This is a genomic window from Mycobacterium sp. NGS69 (assembly GCF_059812165.1).
Window position 1 is genome coordinate 162,073 of the sequence record NZ_JCALCD010000008.1, and the last position, 17,477, is coordinate 179,549.

At 67.1% G+C, this 17,477-nt stretch carries 17 protein-coding genes, 1 tRNA gene and 1 pseudogene; 15 read left to right on the plus strand and 4 right to left on the minus strand.

Annotated features, from left to right (window positions below; translation table 11 throughout):
• Positions 1–15: 15 nt before the first annotated feature.
• The 3 genes from AC5Y2S_RS23390 to ku all read left to right on the plus strand — a co-directional run bounded on the left by AC5Y2S_RS23390 (position 16) and on the right by ku (position 3,281).
• Entirely contained in the window at positions 16–1,431 is a 1,416-nt protein-coding gene (locus tag AC5Y2S_RS23390) for a mannitol dehydrogenase family protein (protein ID WP_499958687.1), read from the plus strand.
• Positions 1,428–2,333: a carbohydrate kinase family protein gene (locus AC5Y2S_RS23395; RefSeq protein WP_499958688.1), complete on the plus strand. Its 906-nt coding sequence runs from the start codon at positions 1,428–1,430 to the stop codon at positions 2,331–2,333. The genes AC5Y2S_RS23390 and AC5Y2S_RS23395 overlap by 4 nt, the downstream gene beginning before the upstream one ends.
• 84 nt (positions 2,334–2,417) lie before the next feature.
• Positions 2,418–3,281 (plus strand): non-homologous end joining protein Ku, encoded by an 864-nt coding sequence (gene ku / locus AC5Y2S_RS23400; RefSeq protein ID WP_499958689.1) that lies wholly within the window; start codon positions 2,418–2,420, stop codon positions 3,279–3,281.
• A 13-nt stretch (positions 3,282–3,294) separates the two neighbouring features.
• On the opposite strand, the gene pstA is transcribed toward ku, so the two are convergent.
• Genes pstA through pstS form a run of 3 tightly spaced genes read right to left on the minus strand, consistent with a single transcriptional unit; the run spans position 3,295 to position 6,313 of the window.
• The gene (pstA, locus tag AC5Y2S_RS23405) at positions 3,295–4,197 is read right to left on the minus strand and encodes a phosphate ABC transporter permease PstA (RefSeq protein WP_499958690.1); all 903 of its coding nucleotides are present in this window, start codon (positions 4,195–4,197) and stop codon (positions 3,295–3,297) included.
• Positions 4,194–5,186 carry a phosphate ABC transporter permease subunit PstC gene (pstC, locus tag AC5Y2S_RS23410; RefSeq protein WP_499958691.1) on the minus strand — a complete coding sequence of 331 codons (993 nt, stop codon included), beginning with the start codon at positions 5,184–5,186 and terminating at the stop codon, positions 4,194–4,196. Before pstC ends, pstA begins: the two co-directional genes overlap by 4 nt.
• Before the next feature lie 11 nt (positions 5,187–5,197).
• Positions 5,198–6,313: a phosphate ABC transporter substrate-binding protein PstS gene (pstS, locus tag AC5Y2S_RS23415; RefSeq protein ID WP_499958692.1), complete on the minus strand. Its 1,116-nt coding sequence runs from the start codon at positions 6,311–6,313 to the stop codon at positions 5,198–5,200.
• A 280-nt stretch (positions 6,314–6,593) separates the two neighbouring features.
• Between pstS and AC5Y2S_RS23420 the strand changes: the two genes are divergently transcribed.
• The 10 genes from AC5Y2S_RS23420 (at position 6,594) to AC5Y2S_RS23465 (ending at position 15,672) form a co-directional block, all read left to right on the plus strand.
• A complete protein-coding gene (locus tag AC5Y2S_RS23420) occupies positions 6,594–7,385 on the plus strand; it encodes an SDR family oxidoreductase (protein WP_499958693.1) in 792 nt (263 codons plus the stop codon).
• Positions 7,386–7,409: 24 nt separating this feature from the next.
• Positions 7,410–8,486 carry an NAD(P)H-dependent amine dehydrogenase family protein gene (locus AC5Y2S_RS23425; protein WP_499958694.1) on the plus strand — a complete coding sequence of 359 codons (1,077 nt, stop codon included), beginning with the start codon at positions 7,410–7,412 and terminating at the stop codon, positions 8,484–8,486.
• Between the two features lie 94 nt (positions 8,487–8,580).
• Positions 8,581–9,837 carry an Nramp family divalent metal transporter gene (locus AC5Y2S_RS23430; protein WP_499958731.1) on the plus strand — a complete coding sequence of 419 codons (1,257 nt, stop codon included), beginning with the start codon at positions 8,581–8,583 and terminating at the stop codon, positions 9,835–9,837.
• Positions 9,838–10,129: 292 nt separating this feature from the next.
• A complete protein-coding gene (locus AC5Y2S_RS23435; RefSeq protein WP_499958695.1) occupies positions 10,130–10,822 on the plus strand; it encodes a hypothetical protein in 693 nt (230 codons plus the stop codon).
• 160 nt (positions 10,823–10,982) lie between these two features.
• Positions 10,983–12,491, plus strand: a complete 1,509-nt coding sequence (locus AC5Y2S_RS23440; protein WP_499958696.1) for an RNA polymerase sigma factor — start codon at positions 10,983–10,985, stop codon at positions 12,489–12,491.
• Positions 12,492–12,608: 117 nt separating this feature from the next.
• The gene (locus AC5Y2S_RS23445; RefSeq protein WP_499958697.1) at positions 12,609–13,664 is read left to right on the plus strand and encodes a poly-gamma-glutamate hydrolase family protein; all 1,056 of its coding nucleotides are present in this window, start codon (positions 12,609–12,611) and stop codon (positions 13,662–13,664) included.
• A 23-nt stretch (positions 13,665–13,687) separates the two neighbouring features.
• Positions 13,688–14,512 (plus strand): LLM class F420-dependent oxidoreductase, encoded by an 825-nt coding sequence (locus tag AC5Y2S_RS23450; protein ID WP_499958732.1) that lies wholly within the window; start codon positions 13,688–13,690, stop codon positions 14,510–14,512.
• A gap of 200 nt (positions 14,513–14,712) precedes the next feature.
• Positions 14,713–15,189 (plus strand): DUF5709 domain-containing protein, encoded by a 477-nt coding sequence (locus tag AC5Y2S_RS23455; RefSeq protein WP_499958733.1) that lies wholly within the window; start codon positions 14,713–14,715, stop codon positions 15,187–15,189.
• A 50-nt stretch (positions 15,190–15,239) separates the two neighbouring features.
• The gene (locus AC5Y2S_RS23460; protein ID WP_499958699.1) at positions 15,240–15,461 is read left to right on the plus strand and encodes a hypothetical protein; all 222 of its coding nucleotides are present in this window, start codon (positions 15,240–15,242) and stop codon (positions 15,459–15,461) included.
• Positions 15,462–15,599: 138 nt separating this feature from the next.
• Positions 15,600–15,672 (plus strand) — tRNA-Arg (locus AC5Y2S_RS23465).
• A 136-nt stretch (positions 15,673–15,808) separates the two neighbouring features.
• On the opposite strand, the pseudogene AC5Y2S_RS23470 reads toward AC5Y2S_RS23465, so the two are convergent.
• A pseudogene (locus AC5Y2S_RS23470) lies at positions 15,809–15,931 on the minus strand (GNAT family N-acetyltransferase); the annotation flags it as partial.
• Positions 15,932–15,975: 44 nt separating this feature from the next.
• Here AC5Y2S_RS23470 and AC5Y2S_RS23475 point away from each other — a divergent pair.
• Positions 15,976–16,494, plus strand: a complete 519-nt coding sequence (locus AC5Y2S_RS23475; protein ID WP_232075540.1) for a helix-turn-helix domain-containing protein — start codon at positions 15,976–15,978, stop codon at positions 16,492–16,494.
• On the plus strand, positions 16,494–17,069 hold the full coding sequence (locus tag AC5Y2S_RS23480; protein ID WP_102419696.1) for a DUF6036 family nucleotidyltransferase: 576 nt from the start codon (positions 16,494–16,496) through the stop codon (positions 17,067–17,069). Before AC5Y2S_RS23475 ends, AC5Y2S_RS23480 begins: the two co-directional genes overlap by 1 nt.
• The last annotated feature ends 408 nt before the right edge of the window (positions 17,070–17,477 follow it).

Here is a 17,477-nt window from a genome sequence, read left to right on the forward strand (position 1 = left end):
GGTACCGTCAAGACCGTGGTTCGGCTGAGCAGCGCCACCCTGGGACGGCTGCCGATCGCGACACCGGGCTATGACCGGGACGGAGTCGCGGTCGGCATCGCGCATTTCGGGGTCGGCGGCTTTCACCGCGCACATCAGGCGGCCTACCTCGATAGGCTGCTCGAGCGCGGCCGGGCGCGAGAGTGGGGCATCTGCGGCATTGGAGTGCTGCCGGCCGACCGCCGGATGCGCGACGTCCTGCGCGCCCAGGACGGCCTGTACACGCTGGTTTTGGAGCATCCCGACGGCGGCCGCGAAGCGCGGGTGATCGGCTCGATCGTCGACTATCACTACGCGCCGGATGACCCGGCCGGCACCATCGAGCTACTCGCCGCCCCGACGACCCGCATCATCTCGATGACCATCACCGAGGGCGGCTACCAGATCCGGGACCCGGGCTCGGTTTTCGGCCTGATCGCCGAGGCCATGGGCCGGCGCCGCGACCGCGGCATCGCCGCGCCGACGATCCTGTCGTGCGACAACATCCTGCACAACGGCGAGGTCGCGCGCCGGGCCGTCATCGCACACGCCGAGCTGGTGCGCCCCGGGCTCGCCGACTGGGTCGGCGAGCGCGCCCGGTTCCCGTGTTCGATGGTGGACCGCATCACCCCGGTCACCACGCCGGAGATCGCGGCCGGAGTGGAGCGTGACTTCGGTGTCGCCGACGAGTGGCCGGTGGTGGCCGAGGCGTTCGCCGCCTGGGTGCTCGAGGACGACTTCGCCGACGGCCGCCCGCCGCTGGAGGAAGCCGGCGTTCTGTTGGTCGACGACGTGAGCCCGTACGAGGCGATGAAGCTGCGGCTGCTCAACGCCGGTCACCAGTGCCTGTGCTACTTCGCCGCACTGTGCGGGTACCGCATGGTCCACGACGCGGCGCGCGACCCGCTGCTGGCCGAATTCCTGTTGGCCTATTTCGATTCCGAGGCTGCGCCGACGCTGCGACCGGTCCCCGGCATCGACCTGCACGCCTACACCCGCGGGCTCATCGAACGCTTCGCCAACCCGGGGGTGCGGGACACCGTGGCGCGGTTGTGCGCCTACTCCTCGGACCGCATCCCGAAATGGCTGCTCCCGGTGATCCGCGACAACCTGCGCGCCGGCGGGCCCGTCCGGCTCGCGGCGGCCACCGTCGCGAGCTGGGCCCGTTACGCCGAGGCGGTCGACGAAGGGGGCGAGCCGATCGAGGTCGTCGACAACGTGGCCGACTCGCTGGTGCCTGTCGCGCGGTCGCAGCGGGATCGTCTGACCGCATTCATCGAAAACGCCGAGCTGTTCGGCGATCTCGCGCAGGAACCCCGCTTCGTCGAGGCCTATCGCTGGGCGCTGGATTCGTTGCACGTCCGCGGGGCACGGGCGACCCTGGAGTCGTTGCTGAAAGGTGTCGGCCCGTGAGCCGCGCGCTGGTGATCGGCGAAGCGCTGATCGACATCGTCGGCGCCGCGGAGCATGTGGGCGGAAGCCCGCTCAACGTCGCAGTCGGGCTCGCCCGGCTGGGTCGCGACGTCGATTTCGTGACGCACATCGGCGACGACGAACGCGGCCGCCGAATCGCCGACTACGTGAAAACCGCTGGTGTGCAGCTCGTTCCGGGGAGCGCGTCGGCGGCCCGGACACCGACCGCGGTCGCAACGATCGAGGATGACGGGTCAGTGGCCTACGCGTTCGACCTGGAGTGGCAACTGTCCGGCGTACCCGAAGTGGCGCCGCCGGTGTTGGTGCACACCGGATCGATCGCCGCCGTGCGCGAGCCGGGGCGCCTGGCGGTCGCGGCGCTGCTCGACGCGTACCGGGTGTCGGCCACCGTCAGTTTCGACCCCAACGTGCGGCCCTCGCTCATCGTCGACCGGTTTCAGGCCCGCGACCGCATCGCCCGCCTCGTCGAGCGCAGCGACATCGTCAAGGCCAGCGACGAGGACCTGTGTTGGATCGATCCCGAGCGCGACCCCGAGTCGACGGCCCGGGCGTGGCTGGCGTCCGGCCCGGCGGTCGTCGTCGTGACGATGGGTGATCGGGGCGCGCTGGGTTTTTGTGCGGCCGGCGAGGCCCGGGTGGCCGCCAAGCCGGTTCGGGTGGTGGATACCGTCGGCGCCGGCGACGCGTTCATGGTCGGCCTGCTGGACGCGCTCTGGGGAATGGGTTTGTTGGGCGCCGCCCGGCGGGCCGCCCTGGGCCGGATCGGGCTCGACGCGCTGACGGCGGCGCTGCAATCCGCGTGCCTGTCGTCGGCGTGGACGGTCGGCCGCGCCGGCGCCGACCTGCCAGACCGGGCCGGCCTGCGGGCCCCGCACCCGTAGCCGAGGAATTAGCTGTACCCGAAACTCCGCGGTGCGGGCGTGCTGCGCTGTTTTGCTGGGGGCGGTGTGGGCATACTGACTTACATGCGTTCCATCTGGAAGGGTTCGATCGCGTTCGGGCTGGTGAACGTCCCGGTCAAGGTGTACAGCGCCACCGAGGATCACGACATCAAGTTCCATCAGGTGCACGCCAAAGACAACGGCCGCATCCGCTACCAACGCATATGTGAGAAAGACGGCGAGGTCGTCGAATACCGTGACATCGCCCGGGCCTTTGAGTCCGACGATGGCCAATCGGTGATCATCACCGACGACGACATCGCCACCTTGCCCGAGGAGCGCAGCCGCGAGATCGAAGTGCTCGAGTTCGTCCCGGCCAGCGAGGTCGACCCGATGCTGTTCGACCGCAGTTACTTCCTCGAGCCGGATTCGAAGTCGTCGAAATCCTATGTGCTGCTTGCCAAGACACTCGCCGAGACCGACCGGATGGCGATCGTTCACTTCACGCTGCGCAACAAGACCAGACTGGCGGCGTTGCGCGTCAAGGACTTTGGCAAGCGCGACGTGATGGTGGTGCACACGTTGTTGTGGCCCGACGAGATCCGCGATCCCGACTTCCCCGTGCTGGACAAGAAGGTCGACATCAAGCCCGCGGAACTCAAGATGGCCGGGCAGGTGGTGGAATCGATGGCCGAGGACTTCAACCCCGACCGCTACCACGACACCTATCAGGAGCAGCTGCAGGAGCTGATCGAAGCGAAACTCGAAGGCGGCGAAGCGTTTACCGCCGAGGAGCAGCCCAAACAATTGGACGAGACCGAGGACGTCTCCGACCTGCTGGCCAAGCTGGAGGCCAGCGTCAAGGCCCGCTCCGGCGACGGCAAGGCGCCGGCCAAGAAGGCGGCGGGGAAGAAGGCTCCCGCCAAGAAGGCCGCGGCAAAGTCCTGACCGCGCCGGGCGGTCAGCGCCGCCGGGAAGACACGAAGCGGAACCCGGCGGCCAGCAGGTTGATCACCGCGACGATGATGATCAGGCTCAGCGCCGCACCCCAGATGCGCAGGAATCCGGCGTGCTCGGGATTGGTGAGTTCGGTGTAGATCAACAGCGGCAGCGAGGCCATGTTGCCGTGGAACATGTCGAGGTTGATGGACCGGCTGTAGCCGACCAGGACCAGCACCGGCGCGGTTTCCCCGATGACGCGCGCCACGGAGAGCAACACGCCCGAAACGATGCCCGGCATCGCGATCGGGATCACGATCCGCACGATCGTCTTCCACTTGGGAACGCCCAGCGCATAGCTGGCCTCCCGCAGGTCGTCCGGCACCAGCCTGAGCATCTCCTCGGTGGACCGCACCACCACCGGCAACATCAGCAAGACCAGCGCCAACGACACGGCAAAGGAGCTTTGCTGGAAGCCCAAGGTGGCGATCCAAAGGCTGAAGATGAATAGCGCGGCGACGATCGAGGGCACCCCGGCCAGCACGTCGACCATGAAGGTCGTCAGCCGAACCAGCCGTCCGGTCCCGTATTCCACCAAGAACACCGCGGTCATCAGGCCCAGCGGGACGGACAGCGCGGCGGCCACGCCGGCCTGCACGACCGTCCCGTAGAGGGCGTGGTACACCCCGCCGGCAAACTCCTCCGGCAGCACGCCACGCAGCGAGTGGGTCCACCAACCCGAGCGGGTGACGGCGTACCAACCGCGCGCGAACACCACGCCCAGCACCCACACCAGCGGCACCAGCGCCACGATGAACGAGGTGACGAAGAACGTCGTCGCGGCGTTGTTGGTGATCCGCCGCCGCAGGCTCAGCGGGCTGAAGACGTCCGGTTTGACCGGCAGGTCGAGCGCATCGATCGTCATCCGTTGACCTTCCCGCCGGCGATCGCACGAGCGGTCGCATTCACGATGAAGGTCAGCACGAACAGCGCGAACCCGGCCGAGATGTAGGCTCCGGTCGGCAGGGGTTCGCTGAATTCGGCTGCCGCGGAAGCGATCTTGGAAGCGAACGTGTAGCCGCCGTCGAAGAGCGACCAGCTGCCGGCGCGCGCGGCGGACCGCAGGATGATCAGTACCGCCACGGTCTCGCCAAGGGCTCGGCCCAGCCCCAGCATCGAGGCCGCGATGACACCGCTACGTCCGAACGGCAGCACGGTCATCCGCACCACCTCCCACTTGGTGGCGCCCAACGCTTGCGCCGCTTCCATCTGGATGGGCGGGGTCTGGCGGAACACCTCCCTCGACACCGAGGTGATGATCGGCAGGATCATCACCGACAGCACGATGCCTGCCGTGAAGATGGTGCCGCCGCCGGCCAGCGACACATTGCCCTGCTTGAACAGGAACAACCAGCCCAGGTTGCGGTTGAGAAATTCCGCGACGGGCTCGATCTTGGGCGCCAGCACGAAGATGCCCCACAACCCGAAGACGATCGACGGCACCGCCGCCAGCAGGTCGACCATCGCGCCGAAGGGTCGCGCCAGCCGCTTCGGCGCGTATTGGGTGAGGAATATCGCGATGCCGACCGCGACCGGCACTGCCAGCACCAGCGCGCTAACCGAACTGAGCACCGTGACCATGAACAAGTCGCGGATGCCGAACGCCAGGTGGTCCGCCTTGGTCGTGTTGAACTCGGCGCTGGTGAAGAAGTTCGCGTGGTCCGCGCGCAATGCCGGGACCGCGCGAACCAATAGGAATATCGCGATCAGCGCGATCGCGATGACAATCGTCGACCCGGCCGCCGCGGCGACCAACTTGAACAGTCGGTCGCCGCGGTGCGCCTTGTGCGGATCGGTCGCCTTCAGCGCAGGCTGAATCCCGGTCGAGGGACTGGCGATCGCTCCGCGGGTCATGGCATCCCGGATCACGCGATCGCGTTGACCGCAGTCGACAACTTCGACTTGAACGAGTCCGGAATGGGGATATATCCGTTGTCCGCCAAGCCGTTTTGGCCCGCGCCGATGGTGCTCTGCAGGAACGCCTTCACGGCCGCGCCGACCTGGGAATCGGGATATTTCGAGCAAACGATCTCGTAGGTCGCCAGCACGATCGGGTACGAACCGGCCTGCGTCGGCTTGTAGAACGAGTTGGTGTCGAGCACCAGGTCGTTGCCCTGCCCCTTGACGGTGGCACCGGAGATCGTCTTGCCCACGGAGTCGGCGCTGATCGCGACCGCGTCGGTCCCGGGCGCGGTGACGATCTTGGCCATGTTCAGGTTCTGGGCCTTGGCGAACGACCACTCGTTGTAGGTGATCGATCCCTCGGTCGCCTTGATCGCCGCCGAGGTGCCGTCGTTGCCCTTGGCGCCCTCACCGACACCGCCGTTGAACGTCTTGCCTGCGCCCTTGCCCCAAGCGCCGTTAGAGGCCGCATCGAGGTAGTGCTGGAAGTTATCCGTGGTCCCGGACTGGTCGTTACGGAAGACGACGTGGATCGGCTCGGCCGGCAGGGCAGTGCCGCCGTTGAGGCCCGCGATCGCCGGGTCGTTCCAGGTGGTGATGGCGCCGTTGAAGATCTTCGCCGCGGTCGGGCCGTCCAGATTCAGCGAACTGACGCCCTTGACGTTGTAGGTGATCGCGATCGGGCCGAACACCACCGGCAGGTTCCACGCCGGCGAGCCGCAGCGCTGCTGGGCCGCGTCGTACTCTTTTTGAGCCAGCGGCGAGTCGGACCCGCCGAAATCGGTTTGGTTGCCGTTGAATTCGCTGATTCCGGCTCCCGAACCGTTGGCCGTGTAGTTCAGGGTCTGACCCGGGCAGGCCTGCTCGAAGGCGTTGACGAAGCGGGTCATCGCGTTGGCCTGGGCCGTCGAGCCACTCGCTTTGAGGGTCTTCTTCCCGCCGCAGCTCACTTTCTCCGCGGACGCGCCGGAAGTCGCACTTCCGCCGCTTGCATTGTTGTTGTCGTTACCACACCCGGATAACACCAACGCGGCGCTAGCCACAACACCCAGCGCGGCGCCAAATCGGTTCAGTTTCAATTCGCTTCCTAACAGTAGGTATGAAACGTCGCCGCCGCCGGAGGCTGCGGCGCGGCAAACCAGCCATCACTCGCAGCCATGTAGCTAACAGTAACAAGGTTAACGGTCGGAGAATTCTGTCCGGCGTTCGTCACCGCGCCAACGAGCAGGCAATTGCGGCCTCCGGGGCATTGCGTCACGGCGCCGGTATGACAAACTAGAACCTGTTTCAGAAATGCCATTATCGGAGTCGGTGAGGTCTGTTACCGTTTCGCCGGACAACTCGAATAGAGAGGCCGCAATGATCCTTGACAGGTTCCGTCTGGACGACAAAGTCGCCGTCATCACAGGTGGCGGGCGCGGCCTCGGTGCGGCCATCGCGCTGGCTTTCGCCGAGGCAGGCGCCGATGTGCTCATCGCGTCGCGCACGCAATCTCAACTAGATGCCGTCGCCGAGCAGGTCCGCGCCACCGGCCGCCGCGCCCACGCCGTCGCCGCCGACCTGGCCCATCCCGAGTCGACCGCGAAACTGGCCGATCTGGCCGTCGAGGCCTTCGGCAAACTAGACATCGTCGTCAACAACGTCGGCGGGACCATGCCGAACACCTTGCTGACCACCTCGACCAAGGACCTCAAGGAAGCCTTCACCTTCAACGTCGCCACCGCGCACGCGCTTACCGTCGCGGCGGTGCCGTTGATGCTGGAGCACTCCGGCGGCGGCAGCATCATCAACATCACCTCGACCATGGGCAGGCTGGCCGGACGCGGGTTCGCCGCCTACGGCACGGCCAAGGCCGCGCTCTCGCACTACACCCGGCTGGCCGCGCTGGACCTGTGCCCGCGCATCCGGGTCAACGCCATCGCGCCGGGGTCGATCCTGACGTCGGCGCTGGACGTGGTGGCCTCCAACGAGGAGCTGCGCGCCCCGATGGAGAAGGTCACGCCGATGCGCCGCCTCGGTGATCCCGTCGACATCGCGGCCGCCGCAGTCTATTTGGCGTCCCCGGCCGGCAGCTTCCTCACCGGTAAGACGCTAGAGGTCGACGGCGGCCTCACCTTCCCCAACCTCGACATCCCCGTCCCCGACCTGTAAACCGCGACCGCTAAGGAGCCCGCCATGGCCATACCCGTCGTTCAGTTGGGCACCGGCAACGTCGGCGTCCACGCGCTCAAGGCGCTGATCACCAATCCCGAGTTCGAGCTCAGAGGCGTGTGGGTGTCGTCGGATGCCAAGGCCGGCAAGGACGCGGCGGAGCTTGCCGGACTTACGGATTCGACCGGCGTACTGGCCAGCACCGACCTGGACGCCGTGCTCGCCACGGGCCCGCAGTGCGCCGTGTACAACGCCCTGGCCGACAATCGCCTGCCCGAGGCTCTCGAGGATTACCGCCGGGTCCTCGCCGCCGGAATCAACATCGTCGGCAGCGGCCCGGTCTTTCTCCAGTACCCGTGGGAAGTGATCCCCGAGGAGCTCATCAAGCCGTTGGAAGATGCCGCACGCGAAGGCAATTCGAGTCTGTACGTCAACGGCATCGACCCGGGCTTCGCCAACGACCTGCTGCCGCTGGCACTGGCCGGCACCTGTCAGAGCATCCAGCAGATCCGCTGCATGGAGATCGTCGACTACGCCACCTACGACAGCGCCGCCGTCATGTTCGACGTGATGGGATTCGGCAAGCCCCTCGACGAGATCCCGATGCTGCTGCAGACCGGCGTGCTGAGCCTGGCGTGGGGATCGGTGGTGCGGCAATTGGCTGCGGGCCTGGGCATCACGCTCGACAGCATCGCCGAGGAATACATCCGCGAGCCCGCGCCCGAGGACTTCGACATCGCCTCGGGGCACATCCCCAAGGGGACCGCCGCCGGGCTGCGGTTCGAGGTGTTCGGGATGGTCAACGGGGACCCCGTCGTCGTCCTGGAACACGTCACCCGGTTGCGCGAGGACCTGCGTCCCGACTGGCCTCAGCCCGCACAGCCCGGCGGCTCCTACCGCATCGAGATCACCGGCGAACCGTCGTACGCGATGGATATCTGCCTGAGCAGCCCCAACGGCGATCACAACCACGCCGGGCTGGTCGCCACGGCGATGCGGGTCGTCAACGCGATCCCAGCGGTGGTGGCCGCCCCGCCGGGCATCGTGACGACCCTCGACCTGCCCCTGGTCACCGGACGGGGGCTCTACCGCCCGGGGTGATCGCCCGGGAAACCGCCCACTACCTCGGTTTTCGCAAAGCGGGTTGTCCCGGCGTGCACCACTCGATGGTGTATTCGGTTAACCTAACTTTTTTATTCGAGAATGTGGATCGAGGGCCGATACGTTGGCGCAGGGCACCGAGGCCTCGCTCAAGACGAGCTGGTATCTGCTCGGCCCGGCGTTCGTCGCCGCAATCGCTTATGTCGATCCGGGAAACGTCGCGGCCAACGTCAGCGCCGGCTCGCAGTACGGCTACTTGCTGCTGTGGGTCATCGTCGCGGCCAACGTGGCGGCCGGCCTGGTGCAGTACCTGTCCGCGAAACTCGGGTTGGTGACCGGGCGGTCGCTGCCCGCGGCGATCGGCACGCGGATGGGCCGCCCGCTGCGGCTGACGTTTTGGGCGCAGGCCGAAATCGTCGCCATGGCAACCGATGTCGCCGAAGTCATCGGCGGGGCGATCGCGCTGCGCATCCTATTCGGCCTGCCGCTGCCGGTCGGCGGGATCATCACCGGCGTGATCTCGATGCTGCTGCTGACGATCAGGGACCGCCGCGGGCAACTCCTGTTCGAGCGCGTCATCACGGGCTTACTGCTCGTCATTGCCGTCGGCTTCGCGGCGAGCTTCTTCGTCGCAACTCCACCGCCCGAGGCCGTGGTGGCGGGATTGCTCCCCCGATTCCACGGCACCGAAAGCGTGTTACTGGCCGCCGCCATCCTCGGCGCCACCGTGATGCCGCACGCGGTGTATCTGCATTCGGGCCTCGTCCTGGATCGGCACGGGCATCCCGCGCCCGGCCACGACCGGCGCTGGCTGCTGCGCGTCACCCGGGTCGACGTCGTGCTGGCGATGGCCATCGCCGGGATGGTCAACGCGGCGATGCTGCTGGTCGCCGCGATCAACCTGCAGGGCCACCGGGAAAGCGCGACCATCGACGGCGCCTACACCGCGATTCACAACACGTTGGGCCCGACGATCGCGGTGCTGTTCGCGATCGGTCTGCTCGCGTCCGGGCTGGCGTCGTCATCGGTGGGCGCCTACGCCGGCGCCATGATCATGCAGGGATTGCTCCATCTGTCGGTCCCCATGCTGGTGCGCCGGCTGGCGACGCTGTGCCCGGCCGTCGCGATCCTGGCGCTCGGCTGGGACCCGACCCGCGCGCTGGTCATATCGCAGGTCGTGCTGTCCTTCGGCATCCCGTTCGCGGTCCTTCCGCTGGTCAGGCTCACCAGCAACCGCGACCTCATGGGTACCAACGCCAACCATCCCGTCACCACGGCCATCGGCTGGGGCGTCGCCGTCATGGTCAGCGCGCTCAACGTGGTGCTGATCTACCTGACCGTGGCGGGCTAGCCACCGGAGTGCGCACCGAAATCGACGTTGGCGCGCAGCTCACTCGCGATTCTTCGCGCTAGCGTAAATCTCGACGTCAAAGCTATTGCCTTCAAAGCTGTTTGAAGCCGTCGCAAGAAAATCGCAAGAACTTCACCAAGACCTGGCAAGCGGCGCGGGCCAGCCTGATGATGCCCGCCGCGGCACCGCCAGAAAAAGTCTTCAAAAAAGTGTCCGACTCACGCCGGGTGCGTCCTCTTACCTGTGACGGCGGCCCAACCCGGGCCGCGACCCGCACCGAAAGAAGCACCTCATGAGCACCTGGGACGACATGGATCGAACCGCCCTCGCACCGCGCGTCGACGACGTCACCGAGGCCTGGGCCTGGGCATCGAGTCCGCTCGGCGACCCGACCGACGAGTCCGGCGATCGTCCGTCCGGCCACCAGTTTTCGCCGAACCCCATCACCCCGGCCAAGCCGAGGTTCAACGACAAGCTGTGGGTCACCGCGGGCGTCGTCGGCCTGATCGGTGCGGGCGTCGCACTGGGCATAACCTTCCTCAGCAGCTCGCCCCAACCGCGGTCCGTGGCCGTGACTTCGGGCTCAACGGCCGTTCCCGCCTCCGCAGCGCCGGTGCCCGCCGCCGCGGTCGTGCCCCCGCCGGACAACGGCCCAGGCCCGGTCCCGGTCGACGCTACGCCCGGCGGCCCGGCCCCCGTCGCAGTGGTCGCGCCCCCGCCGGACAACCCCGCGCCGCCACCCGACCCGGGCGCCCCGCCCGCCGCCGCTCCCCAGGGCCCGGTGGTCATGGTGAACGCGCCTGCGCCAGTACCTGTCTGGGTCCCCGCTCCCCCGCCGCAGCTACCACCGCCGCCTTCGCTGCCGCCGCTGCCCATGCCGCCAAAGCTGCCCCCGCTGCCCGCTCCGCCGAAGCTGCCGCCGCCCCCGCCACCGCCGGTGCTGTGCCTGCCGCCGCACCACCTCGTGCAGGGCGTCTGCAAGTGAGCCCGCGGGCCCGAGCCAGGCTGATACGGCTCCTGACCTCCCACGCGCCCACCACGGAGCTGGAATTTCTCGTGCTATTTCACCGCTGTGCGCGCACACTTATTCGCAGCGTCGGTTCTCGCTCGAGGGGCACCGACGCCTCATCGGCTGGGGAAACGATGTGACGACCGCACTATCCAACTTCGACATCGTCAGCGACGGGGAGCTGGCCCGCGCAGCGGCGACGGGTGATCGACGCGCCTTTGCCATGATTTACGACCGTTACGCCGACCGGCTGCACGACTTCTGCATCGGCATGGTCCGCGACCGCGACACCGCGGCCGACTGCGTGCAGGACGTCTTCTGCTCCGCCGCGACCCAACTGCCCAAGCTGCGCGACCCCGAGCGGCTGCGCCCCTGGCTGTATGCGATCGCCCGCAACGAGGCCCTGCGCTGCATCCGCGACCGCCGTCGCGAACAGGTTTCCGACGAGCTGCCGGAGGCCGCCTCGCACGACGCGGGCCCAGACACCCTGGCCGCGCGCAACGAGCTGGCCGCCCTTGTCGCCGAGGCCGCAGGCGGGCTCGGCGACCGGGACCGCGCGGTGCTGGAGCTGGCCTACCGCCACGGGCTGGACGGGCCCGAGCTGGCCAACGCGTTGGAGGTCAGCCCGGGCACCGCCAACAAGATGGTGTCGCGGCTGCGCAACACCATCGAATCGTCGTTGGGTGCGCTGCTGGTGGCCCGCCGCGCGCAGCACACCGCCGACAAATGCGCCGAGCTGGGCACCATCCTGGCGGGCTGGGACGGGCGCTTCAGCGTGCTCATGCGCAAGCGCATCACCCGCCACATCGAGTCCTGCTCCATCTGCGAAGAGGAACGCCGCCGCCTGGTCAACCCGGTCGCGCTGCTCGGTGCGGCGCCGGTGTTCATCCCCGCACCCGGCTGGCTGCGGGATCAAACGCTGGGACAGATTCGGCTGACCTCGGCCGACAGCGACCTCACCACGGACGACAGCGGAGACGGCCACGCCCCGTCGCACGACGACTACCCGCCGACCGCGGCTTCCTGGGCCGCCCCCGCGGACCAGTCCGAGGGGGACTATCTCGACGCCGCGCGACCGCACCGGTCGCGCCGGTTGATCCCGTGGATCGCGCTGTTCGCGGGCACCTTCATCCTTGCGCTGGGGCTCATGTACAGCCTGCTGTACCACCACAAGACGGCCATCACGCCAACCGAGCTGAGTCGCATCGCACCCGCGCCGATGATGAAACCGCCCCCACCGCCGGCCGCCAACCAGATCCCACCCGCGCCGCCCGCGAATCCCGTTGCCCCCATCTATTCGCCCCCGCCCGTTCAGGTGCCGGTCGCCCCCGCCCCGCCGGTGGTCGCGCCGCCGGTCGCACCGCCGCCGGTGGCGCCCCCGCCACCGGTCGCGCCGCCCCCGCCGGTAGTGCTGCCACCGCCGCCCGTCGTCGTGCTGCCGCCGGTGATACTGCCCCCGCCGGTGGTGTTGCCGCCACCGCCCTCGGGCGTACATCCGTCGCCCCCGAGGTATCCGCCACCGTCGCCCCCGAAGGCACCGCCCCCATCCGGGACGCCGCCGCCAAGTCGGGGGCTCCCGCCGCCGCGGCCGAACCCGCCACCGCCGCCTCCGCCGTCGAGTGCGCCCGCCCCGATCCTCAGGTGACCGGCACGTAGCGCGCAGGTCACCCGGTGCGGCAGGATGGGGACGTCGTCGTCCGTGGAGAGGCTCGCGGGAGTTAGCTTGGTCCAAGTTCTCAGCGCCCAGACGGTGACTGCCTAGATGCCGGCCCGCCGGCACCCCTATTTCGCATACGGGTCGAATCTGTGCGTCAGGCAGATGGCGCTGCGCTGCCCCGACGCCGCGGACCCGCGGCCGGCGGTGCTGGCCGATCATGACTGGTTGATCAACCAGCGCGGCGTGGCCACCGTCGAACCGTTCGCCGGCAACGAGGTCCACGGGGTGTTGTGGCAAGTCTCCGACGACGACCTGGCGACGTTGGACAGCGCCGAGGGCGTGCCGGTGCGGTACCGGCGCGACCGGCTGACCGTCCACACCGGCGACGGGCCGTCACCGGCCTGGGTCTACATCGATCATCGGGTGATCCCGGGCGCGCCCCGACCGGGTTATCTGGCGAGGATCATCGACGGCGCCGCCCAGCACGGGCTGCCGCAACGATGGATCGACTTTCTGCGTCGCTGGGATCCGTCCCGCTGGCCCCGACCCGTGGCCGCGACAACCCCTGCACCGCAATCACTTTCGGCGCTGTTGAGCGAGCCCGGCGTTACCGAGGAGAGTCGGCTGCGATCGCGTTTCGGTTTCCTCGCCATCCACGGCGGTGGCCTGGAAGAGATGACCGACGTCATCGCCGAACGCGCCGCTGAGGCCGCCGAGGCGTCGGTGTACCTGGTGCGCCACCCCGACCGCTACCCGCACCACCTCGCGTCGGCCCTCTACGACCCGGACGAGTCGCCGCGGCTGGCCGAGTTTCTCGATCATGTCGACGTCGCCGTCTCGCTGCACGGCTACGGGCGCATCGGGCGCGGCACCCAGCTGCTCGCCGGGGGCCGCAACCGCGCGTTGGCGGCCCACCTCGCGCGGCACATCCGGCTGACCGGTTATCAGGTCGTCATCGACATCGACGACATCCCGCGCGAGCTGCGGGGCCTGCATCCCGACAACCCGGTGAACCGGGTGCGCGGTGGCGGGACGCAGCTGGAACTTTCGGTCCGTGTGAGGGGTCTTAGCCCACGCAGCCCGCTGCCGGGCGCCGACGGCTTGTCGCCGGTCACCTCCGCCCTGGTGCGGGGGCTAGCGGCTGCGGCGCGTTCCTGGTAAGTGTTTTGGTCGTTGAACGGAGGTTGTTGGTGGGCAAGGATTTTCGCTTCGGGCTGAGCATGCGGTTCTTCAAGTCGCGCTCCGCGTTGGTCGACAAGGTGAAGCGCGCGGAAGATCTCGGCTACGACATCTTGTGCGTGCCCGACCATCTCGGCGCGGCGGCACCGTCGCCGACGTTGACCGCGGTCGCGATGGTGACGACCAAGATCAAGCTCAGCATGTACGTGCTCAACGCCGCGTTCTACAAGCCGGCCCTGCTCAGCAGGGACCTGCAGGCACTCGACGTGCTGAGCGAGGGCCGCCTCGAGATCGGGCTCGGCACCGGCTATGTCCGGGAGGAATTCGAGGCCGCCGAGCTGCCGTATCCCAGCGCCGGGGCCCGCGTCGACTACCTCGAACACATGACGACCTACCTCAAGGAACATCAGCCGAACACGCCCATCCTCATCGCCGGCAACGGCGACCGGGTGCTGACGATCGCCGCCCGGCACGCCGACATCATCGGGCTGACCGGCGCCCGGGTGCGCGACGTCGACGACCCGCTGGCCGAACGCATCGAGTTCGTGCGCAACGCCGCGGGTGAGCGGTTCGACGCGCTGGAGCTGAACATGGTGATCACCGCGATGCCGCGCGAAGGTGAGAGCGCACCGGATTTGCGGATGACCCGCCAGTACGCACCTGAGCTGTCCGATGAGCAGTTGCTGTCCATGCCGTCGGTGCTCAGCGGGTCGCCGCGCGAGATGGCCGACACATTGCGCGGCCTGCGCGAAAAGTACGGGCTGACGTCCTTCACCGTGCAGGACAACAACCTCGACACGTTCGCGAAGGTCATCGCCGAGCTGCGCTGACCGCGGCGGACGACCAGGTGGTGCGCTCCGCGGAGGGGACGAATGACCCTTACGCCGACACCGTCTGCCTATCTATGGTTGGTCTGCCGGCAAGGCGAATATCGCTGCACCGTCACGATTTAGGAGTGCATGATGCCCGTGGACCGCCACCACCTGAAATACACAATGACCGGCTGCCGAAACGACCGTCGGAGCAGGTCGTGAGCACTCACTATGGCACCGGACCGGCACCCGGCGAATACAGCGCAGACGACGAGGACCAGCTTCAGCCTGAGGACACCCTCATCGACCGCGGCATGGATGACGTCCTCGACGAAGGCTATTCGCCGCCCGAGCGACCGTACGGACCCGGGGCCTTCGGCCCGTCCGAGACTCTGGACCAGATGCTTGCCGAGGAAGAGCCGGATCCGGCGTCGCGAATCGATGTCTTGCTCGATGAAACTGAGCAGGAGCGATCCGACGAATCCGAGCGCGAGGCCGAATTCCCGGAGCGAAGCGAAGTCGGCCGCGCGCGAGCGGGTCGACTTGTGGCGCCGGACCTGGGATTTGGCGAAGACTCGGAGGCGGAGTTAGTCGCCGAGGACGTCGGGATCTCCGGAGGTGCAGCGTCTGCCGAGGAAGCGGCGGTTCACATCATCGAAGATGACGCTCCCGTCATCGACGGCGAAGAGTGGTGAGTTGAGCGCCGGGTTCCGGCAGTTTGCCGTCGCGGAGGATTATCTTCAGCATGAAGATGTGGATCCAAATCGCCGGCCGCGATGACGATGATGCATATCCCGACGGCGCGGCCTATGAAGTACTCACGGGCGGCGTGCTAAAGGTCAGCAACGGCAACGACATTCACCTCTACAGTCCGGCGTACTGGCAAGAGGTCACGATCGACACCCGCCCCCCGGGCGAGCGAGACGAACCAGCCCAACAGCTCGACGAAGATCTCAGATGGCAGTGATGATTGCGCCGCCTCCATCACGCGCGAAAGGCCCTTGCAAATGCGATCCGCGCCGACGCGTCGCATGGCGGCGGTCGAGCCCGCTAGACTCACACCGCCGCCCCGCGAGGTTTGGTCAGGCATTCGAAGACGTTCCTCGCCCTCGTAGCTCAGGGGATAGAGCACGGCTCTCCTAAAGCCGGTGTCGCAGGTTCGAATCCTGCCGGGGGCACTTGGTGTTTGCGCAGTTCAGCGATGGTTTTCAGATGTCTGCCGACTGGCCTCGGCTGGTTCTGGTCGGTGCTGTGGTCGGTGATTGGTTGGCGTCAGCTGGCGCAGCCTGGCCCGCGATAGTCAATCGCGTTGCATCAGCCGACGATGAGCGCGCGGGCGTCCTTCATCAACAGCATCAAATGCAGCGGATCGGTCGAAGACGCCCAAAACTCGAAGTTGGCGTAGAACGTGCGGACCTCATCGTGCGGCACGCGCACAAAACGGCCCCCGCTATCTATAGTAGAAAATGCTATAGTTGGGCATGAGCGGTCGGAGTGACGTATTGCGGACGGTGATGCACGAAACAGGCACCACCCAGTCCGAGTTGTCTCGGCTCAGCGGTGTGCACCAGCCGAGCATCAGCCAGTTCCTCTCCGACAAGGTTGAACTCAGCGATGAGCAGCTCGACCGACTGCTGTCCTGTATGGGGTACCGACTCGAAATCACCCGCCAGCCGGTCACTCCCAAGCTGACACGTTCCGAACGCCGCTCGTGGAAACTGCACCGCGAGCTGGCCAGACACCTGAGGCGGTCGACTCTCACACAATGGCAACCCGCGATCGAGCACAACCTGCGACGATTGCGGTCCGGCGTCACCGGCCAGCCACACATGAGAAACCTCGACCGCTGGGAATCACTCATGAGAAGCGGCGACGTACCCGGCCTTCATCGCGTCCTTACTGGACTCAGCCGCGATTGCATCGAGATGCGCGAAGTCTCACCGATGGGTGGACTGCTCCGCGATGAGGAGCGCATCCGCGTTTTGCGCACGGTGCGCTGATGCGGCGCGACCAGCTTGAGCACGCTATCCGGACTGCCTGCCAAATCGCGGGCCTGACTGAAGTGATCATCGTCGGCTCCCAAGCGATCCTCGGCACCTACACCGAAGATCAGCTGCCCTTCTACGCCACCAGATCGGCGGAAATCGACGTTCTCCCGATCGCCGACAACACCGGTGAAATCACCCGTCTCGCAGACGAAATCGAAGGAGCAGCGGGCGAATTCTCCCCATTTGAGCAGCTTCACGGCTTCAGTATCGACGCCGTAGACCTGCAGACCTCGACACTGCCCGGCGGATGGCGCGATCGACTGGTCAAGGTCCAGAACGAGAACACCGCCGCCCCATCGGGCGAACCTCAATTCATCGGATGGTGCCTCGACAAGGAAGACCTGTGTGTTGCGAAATTGTGTGCTCTCCGAGAGAAGGACTTGAACTTCGTCGACGCACTGATCACTGCTGATCTTGTTGACCCGCAAGTGATCGCAACGCGCCTCGCGACCGTACCCGAACGCTTTGGGAGAGCCTCCCAACGCGCAGCCGCCTGGCTCGCTCACCGCACAAACAGTGTTGAGTAGCTCGCGAACCGCAGCCGCGGCGTTGGGATTGGCCAGGATTGGGAAAGGATGTCACTTCGCCGCGAGGCACTTCTTCCGAGTACTGCCACATTATGGATAACCGCTATTGATCCATCAGGTTCCGGCTACACGTTCGCCCGCCGCTCGCAGACGTGCCAACCGGATGGGGCGCCGATATGTCGCCCTACGTCGCTCGGGACGACGTTAGAGGTGCTAATGCGTCGCGGCAATCACCGTGAGACAAGTCGGCTTCTCTGCCAAGGGCGGCTCTGGTCCTGCCGACCCTCCGTCAACGCTGATCCGTGGTCGGTGTTTGGTCGGTGAATCTGGGACACGCCGTGGCGCGATGTAGCGTCAGATGGCCCAATATGGCGGGGCCAGAGGCGCTTCGACCCCGCGTGTCGGTTC

Bases quoted from the DNA above. Each gene is read 5' to 3' on its own strand.
- AC5Y2S_RS23420 (WP_499958693.1), top strand. From the start codon at position 6,594: ATGATCCTTGACAGGTTCCGTCTGGACGACAAAGTCGCCGTCATCACA.
- AC5Y2S_RS23445 (WP_499958697.1), top strand. From the start codon at position 12,609: ATGCCGGCCCGCCGGCACCCCTATTTCGCATACGGGTCGAATCTGTGC.
- AC5Y2S_RS23475 (WP_232075540.1), top strand. From the start codon at position 15,976: ATGAGCGGTCGGAGTGACGTATTGCGGACGGTGATGCACGAAACAGGC.
- ku (WP_499958689.1), top strand. From the start codon at position 2,418: ATGCGTTCCATCTGGAAGGGTTCGATCGCGTTCGGGCTGGTGAACGTC.
- AC5Y2S_RS23425 (WP_499958694.1), top strand. From the start codon at position 7,410: ATGGCCATACCCGTCGTTCAGTTGGGCACCGGCAACGTCGGCGTCCAC.
- AC5Y2S_RS23460 (WP_499958699.1), top strand. From the start codon at position 15,240: ATGAAGATGTGGATCCAAATCGCCGGCCGCGATGACGATGATGCATAT.
- pstA (WP_499958690.1), bottom strand. From the start codon at position 4,197: ATGACGATCGATGCGCTCGACCTGCCGGTCAAACCGGACGTCTTCAGC.
- AC5Y2S_RS23435 (WP_499958695.1), top strand. From the start codon at position 10,130: ATGAGCACCTGGGACGACATGGATCGAACCGCCCTCGCACCGCGCGTC.
- pstC (WP_499958691.1), bottom strand. From the start codon at position 5,186: ATGACCCGCGGAGCGATCGCCAGTCCCTCGACCGGGATTCAGCCTGCG.
- AC5Y2S_RS23480 (WP_102419696.1), top strand. From the start codon at position 16,494: ATGCGGCGCGACCAGCTTGAGCACGCTATCCGGACTGCCTGCCAAATC.